15 protein-coding genes and 1 tRNA gene are annotated in these 16,737 nt (G+C 40.1%); 9 read left to right on the top strand and 7 right to left on the bottom strand.

The features are described 5' to 3' along the window. The first annotated feature begins 36 nt into the window (after positions 1-36). Together JXQ92_RS09280 and JXQ92_RS09275 are read left to right on the top strand one after the other, a co-directional pair. Positions 37-108: transfer RNA gene (locus tag JXQ92_RS09280), tRNA-Glu, on the top strand. A gap of 104 nt (positions 109-212) precedes the next feature. Continuing rightward, a complete protein-coding gene (locus JXQ92_RS09275) occupies positions 213-365 on the top strand; it encodes a PspC domain-containing protein (protein WP_421986322.1) in 153 nt (50 codons plus the stop codon). Positions 366-368: 3 nt separating this feature from the next. Here the strand turns inward: JXQ92_RS09275 and JXQ92_RS09270 are convergent, their stop codons facing one another. After that, the gene (locus JXQ92_RS09270; protein ID WP_421986321.1) at positions 369-677 is read right to left on the bottom strand and encodes a hypothetical protein; all 309 of its coding nucleotides are present in this window, start codon (positions 675-677) and stop codon (positions 369-371) included. Positions 678-1,000: 323 nt separating this feature from the next. On the opposite strand from JXQ92_RS09270, the gene JXQ92_RS09265 reads away from it, so the two are divergent. Then, the gene (locus tag JXQ92_RS09265) at positions 1,001-3,040 is read left to right on the top strand and encodes a hypothetical protein (RefSeq protein ID WP_421986320.1); all 2,040 of its coding nucleotides are present in this window, start codon (positions 1,001-1,003) and stop codon (positions 3,038-3,040) included. A 9-nt stretch (positions 3,041-3,049) separates the two neighbouring features. Beyond that, complete coding sequence (locus JXQ92_RS09260) at positions 3,050-4,606, top strand: family 20 glycosylhydrolase (RefSeq protein WP_421986319.1); 1,557 nt, start codon at positions 3,050-3,052, stop codon at positions 4,604-4,606. Between the two features lie 5 nt (positions 4,607-4,611). On the opposite strand, the gene treF is transcribed toward JXQ92_RS09260, so the two are convergent. Then, entirely contained in the window at positions 4,612-6,102 is a 1,491-nt protein-coding gene (gene treF / locus JXQ92_RS09255; RefSeq protein ID WP_421986318.1) for an alpha,alpha-trehalase TreF, read from the bottom strand. An 80-nt stretch (positions 6,103-6,182) separates the two neighbouring features. Between treF and JXQ92_RS09250 the strand changes: the two genes are divergently transcribed. The 4 genes from JXQ92_RS09250 (at position 6,183) to JXQ92_RS09235 (ending at position 10,086) form a co-directional block, all read left to right on the top strand. Then, positions 6,183-7,334, top strand: a complete 1,152-nt coding sequence (locus JXQ92_RS09250; protein ID WP_421986317.1) for an NAD(P)/FAD-dependent oxidoreductase — start codon at positions 6,183-6,185, stop codon at positions 7,332-7,334. A gap of 112 nt (positions 7,335-7,446) precedes the next feature. Then, entirely contained in the window at positions 7,447-7,944 is a 498-nt protein-coding gene (locus JXQ92_RS09245) for an RNA polymerase sigma factor (RefSeq protein WP_421986316.1), read from the top strand. Between the two features lie 16 nt (positions 7,945-7,960). Then, a complete protein-coding gene (locus JXQ92_RS09240; RefSeq protein ID WP_421986315.1) occupies positions 7,961-8,557 on the top strand; it encodes a hypothetical protein in 597 nt (198 codons plus the stop codon). Positions 8,558-8,691: 134 nt separating this feature from the next. Beyond that, entirely contained in the window at positions 8,692-10,086 is a 1,395-nt protein-coding gene (locus JXQ92_RS09235) for an alpha/beta hydrolase family protein (RefSeq protein WP_421986314.1), read from the top strand. Positions 10,087-10,154: 68 nt separating this feature from the next. Here the strand turns inward: JXQ92_RS09235 and JXQ92_RS09230 are convergent, their stop codons facing one another. Beyond that, entirely contained in the window at positions 10,155-10,658 is a 504-nt protein-coding gene (locus JXQ92_RS09230; protein WP_421986313.1) for a GNAT family N-acetyltransferase, read from the bottom strand. A 241-nt stretch (positions 10,659-10,899) separates the two neighbouring features. On the opposite strand from JXQ92_RS09230, the gene JXQ92_RS09225 reads away from it, so the two are divergent. Beyond that, complete coding sequence (locus tag JXQ92_RS09225; protein WP_421986312.1) at positions 10,900-14,349, top strand: pyruvate carboxylase; 3,450 nt, start codon at positions 10,900-10,902, stop codon at positions 14,347-14,349. 135 nt (positions 14,350-14,484) lie between these two features. Here the strand turns inward: JXQ92_RS09225 and JXQ92_RS09220 are convergent, their stop codons facing one another. The 4 genes from JXQ92_RS09220 to JXQ92_RS09205 form a co-directional block, all read right to left on the bottom strand. Continuing rightward, on the bottom strand, positions 14,485-14,733 hold the full coding sequence (locus JXQ92_RS09220; protein ID WP_421986311.1) for an FUSC family protein: 249 nt from the start codon (positions 14,731-14,733) through the stop codon (positions 14,485-14,487). A 79-nt stretch (positions 14,734-14,812) separates the two neighbouring features. Next, positions 14,813-15,313, bottom strand: a complete 501-nt coding sequence (locus JXQ92_RS09215) for a GNAT family N-acetyltransferase (protein ID WP_421986310.1) — start codon at positions 15,311-15,313, stop codon at positions 14,813-14,815. 3 nt (positions 15,314-15,316) lie between these two features. Beyond that, positions 15,317-15,967: a hypothetical protein gene (locus tag JXQ92_RS09210; protein ID WP_421986309.1), complete on the bottom strand. Its 651-nt coding sequence runs from the start codon at positions 15,965-15,967 to the stop codon at positions 15,317-15,319. A gap of 360 nt (positions 15,968-16,327) precedes the next feature. Continuing rightward, entirely contained in the window at positions 16,328-16,693 is a 366-nt protein-coding gene (locus JXQ92_RS09205; protein WP_421986308.1) for a SnoaL-like domain-containing protein, read from the bottom strand. Positions 16,694-16,737: the final 44 nt, after the last annotated feature.

Here is a 16,737-nt window from a genome sequence, read left to right as displayed (position 1 = left end):
AAGCGGTGCATCTATATTTGCAATCCGTTAAAGAATGGTCCGTTCGTCTAGGGGTTAGGACGCCAGGTTTTCATCCTGGTAACAGGGGTTCGATTCCCCTACGGACTACTTTAAAAAAGCTCAGCTCACGCTGGGCTTTTTTTTGTTTCAGACCCTATCTTCTTGCAGCCATCGCAGAAAACTACTATCATGCGATATAAAAGAACAGAATTATGATTTTAGGAGTATCAGGTTGGCTGGGTGATAAAATGGGTTTCACCGAACAACAAGTGAGGATCGCATTTGTAATAGCGATTTTTGCATTTGGAGTAGGAATTGGGGTATATCTTGTGCTTTGGTTGGTAAAGGTTATTTCGAACGAATAACGGCTAAGCCATCATTTCATTGGTGCCATCAGCGATGTTCACATCAATGAATCTGGGTGCTATTCCGAATTTATCCTCGTAGGCTAAAGAAATATTCTCTTTCAATATATTGATATAGCTGGTTTCCAGTAGGTTAATTGTACACCCGCCAAAACCACCACCCATCATCCTAGCCCCGATCACCGATGGCATATCGATGGTGGATTCAACTAAGAAATCCATTTCTTCACAGCTAACTTCATACATAGTGCTGAGTCCAGCGTGAGATGCATAGAGCAGTTGGCCAATTTCTTTCAGCGCACCTTGATCCAAAAAAATGTTAGGACTCGCTACACGATTATTCTCTTCGATGACAAAACTGACTCTTTTCCTTAAGGTCCGATTTTAGTCTTTTTTCCGCTTAACATTGCTGAACTTATTTCTTTTAGAATTGGTACACCGAAGGCCCTTGCTGCCTCTGTACATTCATGCTTTCGATCATTGAAGCCAGAAGAAGCTAGTGAGTGTTTAAACTGATAAGTTGAGATAACTAAAAGTCAATAATCATCAAAAGTACCACAGGTTAGACACCTTTATAAGTCTAAGTGGAGGCTTAGCATTTTGTTCTTAAATTATAGGCAAATGTTCAAAGTTATATGATCACTCAGTTCAGACTTTTTTCCCTAGCAGTAATTTTCCTTTTCTCGATAAATGCATTTGCTCAAACAGAAAATGGTTACTGGAAAATAAAAGATAGGCACGCTATTGAATGGGAGCTCTCAGAGGATCATAAACTTCCGCATAGCGATAATATAGAGATGGCGGGGAAAAGAGTTGCCGCAATTGTGACTTATGAAATTGACGCAAACGGAATGCTTAGTTTGTCACGGCAAGTTTTTTTTCCACAACTGCATCCATTCATTAAATCAACTGACCCAGGATGGTTCGTTTTTAGATCATATTTAAATGACATTCACGAAGACGATATACTTCCGAAAATATTTCTAAGTGATAAACGCATAGTGCCCGGAACACTGAAGAAAGTTACCATTAATGGTATTATCAATTTCGAGCATAATCCTTCAAAATCAGGGATAATTATGTCGAGGAAACTCTTTCCTTCACCTTCTGAAAGGATGTTTGTTGAGCAAATTACGCTCACTAATATCGCTAGTTCTACATTAGACTTAAAGATTGGTCAGGTAACCAAACAGTATTCAGATCGTGGAGAAACGGGGCAATTTATTACTACCATAAAATCAGATGCCCCAAAGAGTATTAGTTTAAAAGCAGGGCAATCATTTTCTTTTTCAGTAAAGATTATGGCGCAAATGGCGGAAGAAGTATTGCCAGCGCAACCTGCAAGCCAAGCATTAAATGAGCGGCAAGAATTCCTGAAAGAGATGTCAGATGCCTTGGTATTGGAAACGCCAGATAAAACGCTAAACACACTCTTTGAGTTCTCTAAAATTAGAGCCTCCGAAAGCATTTTTGAATCAAAATTGGGCCTAATTCACTCGCCAGGAGGAGGACGGTATTATGTAGGCATTTGGGCCAACGATCAGGCAGAATACGTGAGTCCTTTCTTTCCATTTCTAGGGTATAATGTAGGCAATGAATCCGCTATTAATACTTATAAAGCCTTTGCTACAGATACTGATAAAAATTATACAAAGATTAGATATGCCTTCGAAGTTGAAGATAAAAGACCTCCTTCACCATTAGATAGAGGAGATGCTGCAATGATTGCCTATGGAGCAAGTCAATTTGCTCTGGCACTTGGCGACAAAGAAGTCGCGAAGGAAATTTGGCCACTTATTCAATGGTCATTAGAATATAACCGTCGCCAGCTAAATGATGAGGGGGTTGTGAAATCTGAGTCGGATGAAATGGAGGGTAGAATTGAAACCGGCGATGCCAATTTATCAACGGCTGCGTTATACTATGGTGCACTAGACCATGCTGCTGATTTGGCGAAAGCCCTTGGCCAACCAAGAAAAGTTTCTAATACTTATCGGAAGCAAGCAAAAACGCTTGCTGAAAACATTGAAAAATATTTTGGTGCTAATGTAGAAGGCCTAGACACGTATAAGTATTACAAAGAACATAAATACTTGAGACATTGGATTTGTCTACCATTGGTAGTAGGTATCAATGATCGTAAGGATGCAACTATTGAAGCCTTATTTGATCGATTATGGACTGAAAACGGAGTTCATGTGGAAAAGAATAGTGACAATGAAGCCGTGACTAAAATCTTTTGGGATCGCGGTACCTTGTATGCTTTACGAGGCACTTTTCTTTCAGGAGCCACAGAAGTTTCTCTAAATAAGCTCCAAGAATTTTCGAATACTCGTTTACTTGGAAATCGAGTCCCTTATGTTGTAGAAGCATTTCCAGAAGGTAGCATGGCCCACCTTTCAGCAGAAAGTGGGCTGTATTGCCGTGTATTTATCGAAGGTATGTTTGGCATGAAAATCACTGGGTTCGACAGTTTTAATTTACAACCAAGGCTTCCAAAAGGCTGGAATGAAATGGCCTTGCGAAGCATTCGTGCCTTTGGTAAAAACTTCGATTTAGAAGTGAAAAGGGATGGCAACAAAACGAACGTTAAAATCATTGATCACGAGAGTGGTCAAGTATTAATGAATCAAAGTTCTGACCTCGAAAAGGCAATGTCCTTTAAATTCAAATAAACCTAACCAATGAGAAATTCACTTTTACTCTTCGTACTAGTATTCACAATTTTTTCTTGTGACAAAACCACTTCTTTACACAATATACAAGAAGAGTATGCCTTTAACTTGGTGCCGGTACCAAAGTCTTTTACACCCGTCGATCAATTAGTGAGGTTGTCAAATGCCAGCGAAGTTTATGCATCAGATGAAGCATTAAAGCCTTTAATGGAACTGTTTGTCAAGGAGTTGGCATCTATTTCTGGTCATTCATTACAAGTCGCAGAATCTGCAAGTAATTCAGCGGATATTGTCTTTATGTTAGACGATTCGTTTGGACCTGAGGCATATATAATAGAGATTTCAAATACTGTAAAAGTAAGTGGGGGAAGTTACGCCGCTTTGGCCATGGCAAGGTCTACGCTTTTACAAACCGCTGTTGATGATGAAGGCCAGTTGGCATTTCCAGTAACCACAATAGACGATAGGCCTGACTCTCAATACAGAGGTTTAATGATCGATTTGGCAAGGAACTGGCACACGGTAGAAAACTTGAAAAGCCTAATTGATATGGCATCTTTCTACAAGTCGAACTATGTTCATCTTCATTTTACTGATTACCAATCTTACACCTTACCTTCTAGGAAATACCCGAATCTATCTACCAAGGATCGACATTATTCCTTTGAAGATTTAGAAGAGCTAGAACGATATTCACAGGAAAGAGGCATCATTATTATACCTGAAATTGACATACCTGGTCATGCGAGCTCAATAGTTCAGGCCTATCCAGCGCTTTTTCGTTTAAAGGATATCAAAGAAAACCCATGGACGATCAATATGGGTAAAGAAGAGGTTTATACGGCATTGGATGAAATCATTGGTGAGCTAATACCAATTTTTAAATCAACACCATATTTCCATATCGGTGGAGACGAGGCTATTTTCCATAAAGTGGATAATGATCCACATGTTCAGTCCTACATGAAAGCCAATAATTTAGGTGAAGACGTACACGAATTATATCGTCATTTTCTGGTTAGAATGAACGATATGGTGAAGAAGTATGGCAAGCAAATGGCAGTTTGGGAAGGCTTTAGGACTGATGGTGAGGTGGAGATTCCTAAAGACATCATTGTCTATGAATTTGAAACTAATCGCTATTTGCCCAATGACCTGGTAAGAGATGGTTATACGGTGGTAAATACATCTTGGAAACCTCTTTATGTTGTGAATAGAAAGAAATTTGCACCAGAAACCATCTACAATTGGAATGTTTGGCGTTGGGAAAACTGGTTTCCTCGTGCTCCTTCCTTTGTACCGATCCAATTAGAAAGAACAAACCAAATTATTGGTGCTCAAATGTGCGCATGGGAGCAACCGCAAACCTCGGAGTTTAGAAGCTTAAGAAAGAGGCTTCCTGTAATGATGGAGCGTGTCTGGAGTAATGACCAAAGGCAGATATTTGAAATATTTATGGACAAGCTAGAAGCGACGGATCAAGTTTTATCTAAGTTAAGCGGCATTACAGCGCAAGATGATAAACTACATGGTTATGACTATGTAGATGATCGGCCTAATAAATAGCAAGACTATTCTGATAGTAGCTTTAAGAGCACCCCGTTTGTCCAGCCAAAACCATCTTGAACGGGGTATTCACCACCACCACTTAGTAAGTTGGTGTCGACCACATTGTATTTTTCCATCATCTTACCCGTGTTTTTGAACACCTTGGTGTTCAGGCCAATCCAATTCTTTTTAATCTGATTGGCTAAATTATTCTGTCCGTAATTACGCAAGCCTTTAATCGCCATCCATTGAAGCGGTGCCCAGCCATTTGGGGCATCCCATTGCTGGCCAGATTCAAAATTGGTGGTTAATAAACCGCCATCTTTTAGCAGTTCCTTCTCCATTGTTTTGGCTACGTCAATGGCTTGTGATTTGCTGGAAATTTCAAAGAAAAGAGGATAGGCCGCTGCTGCATTAATGGAGCTAGTTTGCTCACCTACAACCCAATTGAAATCGTGGTAATAAGAAGTTTCACTATTCCAGAAATACTTCTGAATGGCCTGCTTCCGATCATCTGCCATTTTAGAATAATTGTCGTGCTGATCTGAATTGTCACTGGCTTTGGCGATCAGGTTTTCTAGAAAATAAAGAAGGCAATTCAAATCTACCTGCACCAAATCAGTAGTTCGAATTGTTTCAAGGCTTTCAGCATTCTCACACCAACGTGAACTAAAATCCCATCCAGATTCACAAGCAGCCCTAATGTCGAGTAATGTCTTTTTACCAGCATCACCCTTAGACTCAATCAACTCAACGTCGTCGGAATACATTTCTGCCCGCGGGTTCGGAATGTTGTCGAAGTGTCTATTCAAAAGACTACTATCGGGCATGCGAACTACGCGTTTAAAAGAACTATTACCTGCTGTAACTTGATCAGTTCCAGTCATCCAAAAGTCATGCTCTTTAATTAAAGCAGGAAGAAAAGTCTTAAGTACCTCGTCGCCTTTTTCTTCGGCTAAAAGTGATACCATTAAGGCAAAGAATGGTGGTTGTGATCGGCCTAAATAATAGCTTCTATTCCCATTAGGGATAAAGCCAAATTCATTGATCATATAAGCGAAATTCTTCACCATCGCCTCAATCATGTCAACTTTTCCGCTTACTGCCAGACCCAGCATGGTAAAATAGCTATCCCAATAATAAATCTCATTGAATCGGCCACCAGGCACAATGTACGGATAGGGCAATTCTACCAAAGAAGAATGGAATTCCGATTTCTCAGGCGTTCTAGAAAGAATTTCCCAAAGCTTAAGGATATGATCTTGAACAGGTGCTGAAGTATCGCTTTTATAATTTATTTCACGCGTAGGCGCCTTACTGAAGCAGCGCTCATAAAAAGCTTTTATATCGAAGTTGTCATCTTGCTTTTCGGATCGGTAGGCGGCAAGAATCTCTTTTGGGTTTATATGAGTAATAGCATCCGAAATTTCCTTACCATCAGCCCAAAGGCCAGAGGCATGTAGGTCTACAAATAATTCCTGTAAGTCGTTTTCTAGGTGTAAGAGTTTACTCATAACTTTTGATGTTGTCTGTTGGCGCGTGCCTTTAAGTTAATGGATAGATTGTATAAATTCAGACGAGAAGTAAAAGGATTATGTCTAAACGAATTATCGTAGTGGGTGCTGGGGCTTGGGGTGGCTGGACAGCCTATCATTTGCAAAAATCAGGTTGCGAAGTCACTTTGATTGATAAGCAAGGGCCAGGTAATCCATGGGCAGGCAGTGGAGGTAAAAGCAGGATTATCCGACTCGCCTATGGCGGGAATAAGGATTATACCGACTTGACAGAAGAGTCACTAAAGCTTTGGAAGCATTATTCTGAATCGTGGGAAGAAGATCTTTTCCATCAAAAAGAGGCGTTGTGGTTGTTTCGTGAAGTGCCTCCTACATACGCCGAACTTTCTATTCCTTTAATGGAAAAAAGAGGCTATTGTCTCGCTAAGGAGCCAATTGAGTCTTTAAAAGAGAGATACCCTGAAATAAACTTCTCGGATATCACTAGCGCCTTTATCGAACCTGAAGCAGGGTATTTAGAAGCTAATCGAGCTTGTGAAGTTGTTAAAGATAGATTTGAGCATCTGGGTGGCAAATATATTCAAGCCAATGTGATTAAACTTCTTCAAACTGATGATCAAGTAGAAGGTGTAATCCTTGATTCAGGAGAAAAACTATCGGCGGATTACACTATTCTCGCTTGTGGGCCTTGGCTCTCTGAATTAGTGCCTGCCATAAGGCCATATATACATATTTCTCGTCAGGAAGTATATTATTTCAAAGCGCCATCTCATTTTTACAACCTTCCCATTTGGCTAGAATTTCGAGCCGCAGATCAAATGTTCTACGGTATACCAGACCATTTTAAGGAGGGGTTCAAGTTTGCTTATGATGAAAGAACTTGGGCACTGGACCTGAATAAAGATGAAAGAGGGGTTACCAAGGAAATTTTACACCATATGCGTAAGGTGCTGAAGAATCGCTTTCCTGAACTTACGAATGCAGAAGTGCTAAAGCACCATACCTGCGTTTATGAAAATTCTCGAGATGGTGACTTCATTATAGATAAAATTCCAGGTTGTAAGAAGGCCATTATATTGGCGGGTTCTTCAGGTCATGGTTTTAAAATGGGCCCAGCGATCGGTAAGCTCATTGCAGACCATGTTTTAGAAGATAAACCAATACCATCTTCATTATCGCTTGCTCGATTTACTAAAAATGCACCTCGTAAAAGTCAATATGAGGTAAATTAATCGCTATGTAAGCGATTGAATATCAGTGTAATGTAATTTATTTTCAAAAAAACTTCTCGTCGTTGTAAGAAATAGTGAATTGCTAAGTACTAACTTATTGACAATTCGCTAAATGAAAGAACAACAACAAAACGAAGTCTTTAACGACTGGCTGCAAAAGCACAAAGGCATACTTTTTAAAGTAGTCAGAGCCTATGGGGTCAATCTTGAAGACCAAGAAGATCTTTTTCAAGAGATAGCTGTTCAAGTTTGGCGATCTGTCCCGAAGTTCAGGAACGACTGCGCAGTTTCCACCTGGATGTACCGAATTGCCTTGAATAATGCCATAAAATGGAGTAGCAAGGAACGGAAGCACCAAGAAGGACGAGAAGATATAGCCAAAGCACATATTCTGACCGAACAATCAGAATTTAAAGATGAACGACTTGGCTGGCTCTATGAGCAAATTGCCCGATTGGATAATGTAGATAGATCTTTATGTCTGCTTATGCTAGATGGATTTAGTTATAAGGAGATGGCCAAGATCGTGGGTATTTCAGAAAGTTATGTCGGTGTGAGAATTAATAGAATTAAGAAGCACTTGACCCAACAATCAGAAAAAGTAACGTAAGATGGAATTTGAAGAAATGAAAAAAATATGGGACGCGCAAAATGGTCAAGCCATGTATGCGATTGACGAAACTGCGCTACACAATAGGGTAATTAATAAAAAACAAAAGGCCCGAAGAACGGCAGATTTAACTGAGAAGGTGTTTATCGTAGCCAATATTTTATCAAGTGCTATGATAATAGTACCAACTGTGGTTAAAAATAAAGTGAGTATTTCTGGCCTATTAATGGCGCTTTTAATGCTGATCACCGCAGGGGTAATAATAAATAAAAGGAACAGAAGACTAAAATCTCAAGACAACTTCGATAAAAGCATGTTGGGGGACTTAGACAATGCCATTGCGACAGCGGATTATCAGGTAAAATTCTCTAAAACTAGTCGTTTTTACTTGCTCAGTATTGTCATACTATCCATGACATCTCTTTTAGAGGCAGGCTCAGCTTGGTGGGTGTTAGTTTTGGTTGCAATATTTTTCGCAATTACCTATATGGCGGCAAAATGGGAGCATAGAACATTCTATGCATCACAAAAAACAGACCTTCGGTCGATGCGAGAAAAGTTAGTGCGCATGGAAAACGAAGGGCCTGAATCATCAATTGATGACATGTTATAACGCTAAACAATAACTGTTTGCTGAGGCCGCAGATCATCGCAAAGCGCCTTATAATTCAACAATAATATTTAAAGTAAAAAAATCAGACGGAAGGTTGACTGGGATTGGTATGCCTTTACGATAAATCAAAAATTATGATAAGAGGATTAATAATAATTGTATTGACCATTACCACGGCAATGGTCTTAAAATCGCAAGAAGTAACTGGCGATTGGTATGGTGAATTGGGTGCTGGAGCGCGTAAAATGCAATTCATATTTCATATCAGTAAAACTGCAGAAGGTCTAGAAACAACTATGGACATTCCAATTAGGAGCCTAAAGGGAATAAAAACTCAAAAAACAACATTCATAAAAGATCAACTGCATATCGATGGTAAGAACTTTGGCTTCGAATATAAAGGCGTTTACGATAGTGCCACTAAACAGATGAACGGGCACATGATAGAAGGGCCAAATCAAGTACCTCTAAACTTGAAACAAGAGGAAATAGAATTAATTGCCAAGAAGGTCAGACCTCAAGAACCAATTGCACCATATCCATATCAATCTGAGGATGTTAAATTCCAGAATGAAAAGGATAATGTAACACTTGCAGGTACAATCACTATTCCAAATACAGCAGGCAAACACCCTGTGGCGATATTGATTACTGGAAGTGGTCCACAGAACAGGGATGAAGAGATTTTTGGACACAAGCCATTCTTAGTGTTGGCCGATCATTTGACAAAACTAGGAGTGGCCGTTTTAAGGTATGATGATAGAGGGGTGAATGAGTCAACGGGCATTTTTACAGATGCAACGACGGCTGATTTTGCTACAGACGTAGAAAGTGCAATTTCATATTTAAAGACTAGAAATGATATAGACGTAAACCAAATCGGCTTAATTGGGCATAGTGAAGGAGGAATTATAGCGCCTTTGGTAGCGTCTAAATCTAATGATGTAAACTTTATAGTCTTATTAGCGGGTACTGGCGTTTCGGGATATGAAACTTCAAGGATTCAAGCCAGAACTTTAAGAGGAGGCCCCGTGCCAGATGAAGAAGCCTTCGATAAGTTCATTACCGACGCTTTAGACATTGCCTCTGCTGATGGAGATGTGGCTGAAATTCAAAAAGAGCTTACTGGATTTTACAATAATTCACCTTTTTTCAATGCCATGGCCGGGGATAGCCCTCAAAAAGAACAAATTGTAAAAGGTTTGGTAGAAATGAGGACTACAAAATGGATACGCCACTTTTATCATTACAATCCAGCCGACGTACTTGAAAAAGTTAGCTGTCCCGTACTTTCTCTTAATGGTACTAAAGACCAACAAGTTGTGGCCGATATAAATCAGAAAGGAATCCGTGAGGCACTAGTAAAAGGAGGAAATAAAGACTTTGAGGTAATTGCTTTGGAAGGCATGAATCATTTTTTCCAAGTAGCAGAAACCGGAGCTATGAATGAGTATGACAATATAGAAGAAACTATGTCTCCAAAAGTATTAAATCTCGTTTCGGACTGGATCTTGTCCAGAGTGAAGTAGTAAACTGATTAGAAAGGTCTGAGAGCATTTATAATTCGTAGATGTTTTCAGATACTTCTTTCCGATAATCAGGTAATGGGTAAACGCATCAGAACATCATCTTGAAGCTCATTACCCAGTTTGAATTGTCGAGTGTCGTAAGTTCGAAAGCCTAAGTATTCATAAAAGGCGATCGCTTTTTTATTCTCTTGCCAAACTCCAAGCCACAGCCATTTGGCAGTGTGTAGTTTAGCAATTTCTAATGCCTTTGTAAAAAGTGCTTTCCCGATTTTCAGCCCTTGATAAGCCTTCTCAATATAGATTCTCTCAATTTCTACTTGGCTTTCGGAAAGGTTGAGTTTAAGGTATCCGACCGTTTTATCGTTTACCCTGGCAAAATAAAATTGACAATTTGAATTCTTTAATTGAGCGCCAATCTTATCTAGTGTAAAGCTGCTTTTTAAATAAGCGTTTAAGTTTTCCGGATCATTTTGATCCTCAAAAGTCTCACGAAACCTAGCTTCACCAAAAGATCGGAGTTCTTCCAATTCTGAAGTTTGCACTGGTTTAATATCTATAGATAGTGGACTCATTTACTTGGTAAGTAGCATATTCAAAAGTTCTGTAAAAATAACCTGCCTGATTGAATCAAGAGGAATATTAACCGACAAATCCTGATAAACTATCTTTTGACTTAAATGCTTAAGAAGCAATAGAAATAATGTAAAGCAGTTTTCAATCGGATGCATACAAGAAGAAGTATATGCTAGGTAAGGTCTCTATAAATGTTAGTTTAGCAGTAGAAAAGCACTCATCATTTTTTAGCTTGAAACCATGGAGCCAAGGATTAAGAAAATTACCAAATTATTAGTAGCCAACAGAGGAGAAATTGCTATCCGTATTCTCCGTGCAGCGTCTGAAATGAAGATTAGGACGGTGGCCATGTATACCTATGAAGACCGCTACTCTTTGCATCGCTACAAGGCTGACGAGGCCTATCAAATAGGAGAAGATAACGCTCCTTTAAAGCCATATTTGGACATAGAAGAAATTTTAACGGTGGCCAAAAGGGAAGATGTCGATGCGATTCACCCCGGTTATGGCTTCCTTTCAGAAAACGTTACCCTCGCTCGAAGGTGTCGCGAAGAAGGGATCACTTTTGTAGGGCCAGCACCTGAGGTAATGGAGCAGCTAGGAGACAAGCTTCAGGCAAAACTGGTGGCCATAAAGGCAGAAATTCCAATCATTCAGGATAGCGAAGAAGACTTAATTAATGGCGATGTCGCTTTGGCGGAAGCTAAAAGAATTGGATTTCCAGTGATGGTAAAAGCAGCATCTGGTGGTGGTGGCAGAGGCATGCGTGTGGTCCGAGAAGAAAGCCAGTTAGTAAAAGCATATAATGAGGCAGCTAGCGAAGCTTTAAAAGCCTTCGGTGATGACACAATTTTCATAGAGAAGTTTATCGATAGCCCAAAACACATCGAAGTACAGATTATGGGCGATAATTATGGGAACCTGGTTCACCTGTATGAACGCGATTGTTCTGTACAACGGCGCTACCAAAAGGTAGTAGAAGTGGCACCATCGATCGGTTTAAAATCAGAGACAAGGAAAAAACTCTACGAATATGCCCTGAAGATCACCAAAGAGGTCAATTACAATAATGTGGGTACCGTTGAATTTCTAGTCGATGCAGAAGAGAATATCTACTTTATAGAAGTAAACCCTAGAGTGCAAGTTGAGCATACCATTACCGAAGAAATTACAGGAATTGATATTGTACGTTCACAAATTGAAATAGCACAAGGCTACCCTTTGAGCGATCCAAGAATCTTTATCAGGAGCCAAGAAGATGTTCAGATAAACGGCTATGCTATACAATGTAGAATTACGACAGAAGACCCTGCTAACGGTTTTAAACCAGATTACGGAACTATAATCGCTTATAGGTCTCCGGGAGGGTTCGGAATTCGACTAGATGCAGGAAACTGTTATGCAGGCGTAACCATATCGCCATTCTTCGATTCTATGTTGGTGAAAATTACCGCATCTGGCCGTACGCTTACCGGTGCCGCCCAACGCTTAGAACGAGCGCTCTCAGAGTTTAGAATTAGAGGTGTAGTGACCAATAAGGGGTTTCTGGAAAATGTATTGAGACACCCGACCTTTTACAAAGGAGAAGCGACTGTCAAATTTATAGAAAGTCACCCAGAGCTTTTCAGTATGCCGCGGTATATGAATCGGGCAACTCGATTACTGAATTATTTGGGTGAGGTAGCCGTAAATGGAAATCCAAATGTGAAAAAGATTGACCCATCGGCGAAATTCCGAGTGCCAAAAGTGCCTGAATTCGATAGGTTGGGAGCTTACCCTTCAGGTACCAAACAAATCCTTGAAAATGGTGGTCCAGATGCATTGGTACAATGGATTAAAGATCAGCCACAAATATTATTTACAGATACTACGCTAAGAGACGCACATCAGTCTTTGCTAGCTACGCGAATGCGCTCTTTAGACATGCTGAAAGTAACGGAAGGCTTTGCCAAAAACCATCCCAATGTTTTTTCCATGGAAATGTGGGGCGGAGCTACTTTCGACGTGAGCATGCGCTTCTTAAACGAGAATCCATGGGATAGACTTAAGAAAATTAGGGAGGCGGTTCCAAACATATTGTTGCAAATGCTTTTCCGTGGATCGAACGGCGTGGGCTATAAGGCATATCCTGACAACCTGATCGAAAAGGTTATTGAAAAGAGTGCTGAGAATGGAATGGATGTTTTTAGAATTTTTGATTCGCTCAATTGGGTTGAAGCAATGAAAGTAAGCATCCGAACAGTTAGAGAAAGAACTAGCTCCATAGCCGAAGCTTGTATTTGTTATACAGGGCATGTTTTGGATAAGGATACCAAATATAATCTTCAGTATTATGTGGATATGGCCAAGGCATTAGAAGATGCTGGTGCTCATATTTTAGCCATAAAAGATATGGCTGGTCTGCTTAAACCAGATGCAGCGACAGCCTTAATTGGTGCATTGAAGCAAACCACCGATTTACCGATTCATTTGCATACGCATGACACTTCTTCCATGCAAGCCACCACCTATTTTAAGGCAATTGAAGCAGGTGTCGATATTGTAGATGTGGCAATTGCTTCCATGTCAGGACTCACCTCCCAACCGAACTTTAATTCCTTAGCCTCATCGTTGCAAGGGCATGCTCGTGATCCTAAAATAGATGTGAATTGCTTGAATAAATATTCCAATTATTGGGAAGATGTACGCGAGTTCTACTATCCGTTTGAAAGTGGCCTAAAAGCTGGAACAGCTGAGGTGTATGACCATGAAATACCGGGAGGGCAGTATTCAAATTTAAGGCCTCAAGCAGCGGCTTTAGGCTTGGAAGATCAGTTTGAAGAAGTAAAGAAGAACTATGCCTTAGTCAATCATATGTTTGGCGATATAGTGAAAGTAACTCCTTCGAGTAAGGTAGTAGGAGATATGGCCATTTATATGACTTCCAATGGCTTAACCCCGGAAGATGTGCTAGAAAGAGGTGATACACTTTCATTCCCAGAGTCTGTAAAGAGTCTATTTAAGGGTGAATTAGGCCAAGCGCCGGGAGGCTTTCCTCAAAAGCTTACAGAGATTATCCTAAAAGGCGAAAAACCATTTACGGATAGGCCAAATGCTCATATGGAACCAGTAGATTTCGATAAGGAATTTGCTGTTTTCCAAAAAGAATTTGATCAGTATTGCGACGAGCTCGACTTCCTGTCCTATAAGCTTTACCCTAAAGTATTTAGAGATTTCTACGAGCACTGGCAGAAGTATGGTGAAGTTTCTCAGCTACCAACCAAGGCATTTTTCTATGCTTTACAGGAAGATGAAGAAGTCTTTGTCGAGATTGGTAGGGGAAAACACATCATTGTAAAAATGGTGTATATCGGGGAACCTGATGAAGAGGGCTTAAGAAAAGTACACTTTGCTTTAAATGGCCAGAGCCGAGTCATAAAAGTGAAGGATCTCGCTTTTAACGTGACGAAAGTATCCAATAAGAAAGCGGAAGCTGAAAATGAAATTGGATCGCCATTGCAAGGCCGATTAGCCGAAGTAAAAGTGAAAGCTGGTGATGTGGTTAAAGACAATCAAGCGCTCTTTGTGATTGAAGCCATGAAAATGGAAACTACTGTATCTTCTCCTATGGCTGGAAAGATAAAAAAGGTCTATCTAGTAGCTGGCGATATGGTAGAACAAGATGATTTAGTCGTCGAGCTGGAAGGCTAGTAGTTTTAGTCCGCCTATTTCAGGAAGATAGATACTGTATGTTTTCTATCATGATTCGCGCATAAGCGGAAATCTTCTAATCTTTCTGAATGTATCGATTGATTTAAGTGATGACTATTGCAGTTATGACCATTGTCATTTTAGATTTCGTCTTTTCAATTCTTGTTGCAGTGAACTGTGCTTCTTCCCTTTTTTAAGGAATACGAAAATTAGATACAAAGGAAGTAGGCCAAGAAAACCCCAGGCACTGGCAGCCGCTCCAAAAATGAGTATGCCAATCAAAAAACCAATCAAAAAAGCATCTGTGATAGGGGAGGATTTAATTTTTCCCGCTTCTTTAAGCAATGCTTCATCCGATAGTTGTGCTAATTCTTCTGGCTTCATGAGTTTCTAACTGTCTTAGTTAATACTGTGTTTGATTTCATTTTACTTTTTTGGAGATCCAATTGTGAGTTTGTCGCTGCTAAACGATTCGCATACGCATTAAAAAATCATCTTGAAGTTCGCTGCCCAATTGGAATTGACGTGTATCGAATATTTCCATGCCCTTACGCTTATAGAATTCAATTGCTTTGACATTCTCTTGCCATACACCCAGCCAAAGCCAAGCGGATTTTTTGCTTTTCGCAATATCATGGGCGAAGGTATACAGTGCTTTACCAACTCGTTTACCTTGCGCTGAACCGATTCCATAGATACTTTCTATCTCTAAGCCTTGGTCAGAGGTATTAAGCTTTAAGTAGCCAACGGTCTCTTTATGAAGAGTGGCAAAATAGAATTCGGAAGGTGGAGACTTGAACTGGGCCTCAACATTGGCTAAACTGAAACTCTTATCTAGATAAGTGTCTAAGTTCTCTTTGGAGTTCGGCGCTTCAAAAGTCTCATGTAAAGTGAATCTGCCAAGCGTGCAAAGTGCTTCTGCGTCTTTCAATTCGACAGGCCTGATGATAAGGTCTTTAGACATGGGCTAACGTTCGTTATAGAACTTGATAAAACCTGCGATGATTTTTTCGCAGTCTGCATACTTGGTAATTTTCTGAGCAATTGACATGCGGTAAGTGGCAAGCGCGTTAAGGTATTGCTTGTTATCATAGCTCGATCTAGGTTGCACAGTCTGATTTACTAAGTCAAAATTGGCCTTGAAATATGGGATGATGTCTTCTGAAAAACTGTTAGACGATAGGCTTTCTATCAGCTGGACCCATACATAGTATTCATATAGGTCGACTACCGCTTTTCTTTCTTCAAAACGCTTGAAATACTTCATGTCTCCGGATTCTACTAAAGAGGTATAAGCATTTTGCCTTATGTACAAGCCTCCATAATTTAGTATATCATGCGATAGTCTGTTGATTTCATTTAGATCGCCTTTTTCCAAAATCAAGGTCAGGGTAGAGTCAATTTTTTTAAGGTTCCAATCGGCTATGGACTTAGCGTAAGAGAAGTTGCGCTGGTTGTATTCAGTCTCTTTAAAAATGTCGTTAAAATGCGTTTCTAAGTTCTGCTCTCGCCTCTTACTTTCGGCATACTCGGTGAGTTGAAATGCGATGAGGATTCCTACAAGCACTACGAAGAACTCTAAAAAGAGACTTAGCCAGTTGATTTTTTTCTTACTCATTTTACTCGTTTCTTCAATTTAAGATTTTTTTCAAAACCTTGTTCAACTCTCGCTTTCTGGAATAGATATGTCCTCTCACCTTTCTATCCCGAGTTTATCGAGGGAACATTGTGTCAATGTAGAAGTCCTTTCGTTTCTTCAGGGAAAACGAGGCGTGGCTTGGGGACAGAAATGGCATCTGTTTTTCCTCCTTTGGGGGGAGGTGTCCGTAGGACGGAGGAGGTTGTCGTCATTCCGCCCCGAAATTTCGGGGTGACCCGGAATCTCTACGATAGAGGAGGAGCGGGCTTAATTTACCACCCTTTTCAAAATCAATAAAAAGCCCAAATGCTCAGGGTGAACATTTGGACCAAAAATTCTTTACAGGGCGTAAAAAAATTGCTCAGAAACAATTTTGCCGTTCTCGACTCTGTACAAAGCAATCTCCTCATCTATTCCTCTTGGTCGACCTTTCATGGTGATGTCCATTTTCATAGTGGCTGTAAAGTGATTTCCAGCCACAATTGGCCCTTCGATTTCCAGTCCGTGAAACTCTTCGACCATACTTTCCCAGATTTTTCCTTTTTCCAGGATGGCTTCCATACCTTCTACTCTTTGAGGGAAACCTTGTGCGCCTTCCATTTCAAGACTCACGCAGTCCTGACTGTAAAGTTCCAGTAGTGCCTTATCCATTTGACCTGTGCGGCAATATTCTGCCCATTTAGTTGCGATTTCTTGTGTTGTCATAATTGATGATTTTTAGTTTAATATACGGTAAACTTAAAAAGTGA

Origin of the sequence: Roseivirga sp. (assembly GCF_049099775.1) — a bacterium.
Classification (GTDB): Bacteria; Bacteroidota; Bacteroidia; order Cytophagales; family Cyclobacteriaceae; genus Roseivirga.
Note: the sequence above shows the minus strand (reverse complement) of the source record. Positions and strands in the feature narration are given on the sequence as shown.

Bases quoted from the DNA above. Each gene is read 5' to 3' on its own strand.
- JXQ92_RS09275 (WP_421986322.1), top strand. From the start codon at position 213: ATGATTTTAGGAGTATCAGGTTGGCTGGGTGATAAAATGGGTTTCACC.
- JXQ92_RS09265 (WP_421986320.1), top strand. From the start codon at position 1,001: ATGATCACTCAGTTCAGACTTTTTTCCCTAGCAGTAATTTTCCTTTTC.
- JXQ92_RS09260 (WP_421986319.1), top strand. From the start codon at position 3,050: ATGAGAAATTCACTTTTACTCTTCGTACTAGTATTCACAATTTTTTCT.
- treF (WP_421986318.1), bottom strand. From the start codon at position 6,102: ATGAGTAAACTCTTACACCTAGAAAACGACTTACAGGAATTATTTGTA.
- JXQ92_RS09250 (WP_421986317.1), top strand. From the start codon at position 6,183: ATGTCTAAACGAATTATCGTAGTGGGTGCTGGGGCTTGGGGTGGCTGG.
- JXQ92_RS09245 (WP_421986316.1), top strand. From the start codon at position 7,447: ATGAAAGAACAACAACAAAACGAAGTCTTTAACGACTGGCTGCAAAAG.
- JXQ92_RS09240 (WP_421986315.1), top strand. From the start codon at position 7,961: ATGAAAAAAATATGGGACGCGCAAAATGGTCAAGCCATGTATGCGATT.
- JXQ92_RS09235 (WP_421986314.1), top strand. From the start codon at position 8,692: ATGATAAGAGGATTAATAATAATTGTATTGACCATTACCACGGCAATG.
- JXQ92_RS09230 (WP_421986313.1), bottom strand. From the start codon at position 10,658: ATGAGTCCACTATCTATAGATATTAAACCAGTGCAAACTTCAGAATTG.
- JXQ92_RS09225 (WP_421986312.1), top strand. From the start codon at position 10,900: ATGGAGCCAAGGATTAAGAAAATTACCAAATTATTAGTAGCCAACAGA.
- JXQ92_RS09220 (WP_421986311.1), bottom strand. From the start codon at position 14,733: ATGAAGCCAGAAGAATTAGCACAACTATCGGATGAAGCATTGCTTAAA.
- JXQ92_RS09215 (WP_421986310.1), bottom strand. From the start codon at position 15,313: ATGTCTAAAGACCTTATCATCAGGCCTGTCGAATTGAAAGACGCAGAA.
- JXQ92_RS09210 (WP_421986309.1), bottom strand. From the start codon at position 15,967: ATGAGTAAGAAAAAAATCAACTGGCTAAGTCTCTTTTTAGAGTTCTTC.
- JXQ92_RS09205 (WP_421986308.1), bottom strand. From the start codon at position 16,693: ATGACAACACAAGAAATCGCAACTAAATGGGCAGAATATTGCCGCACA.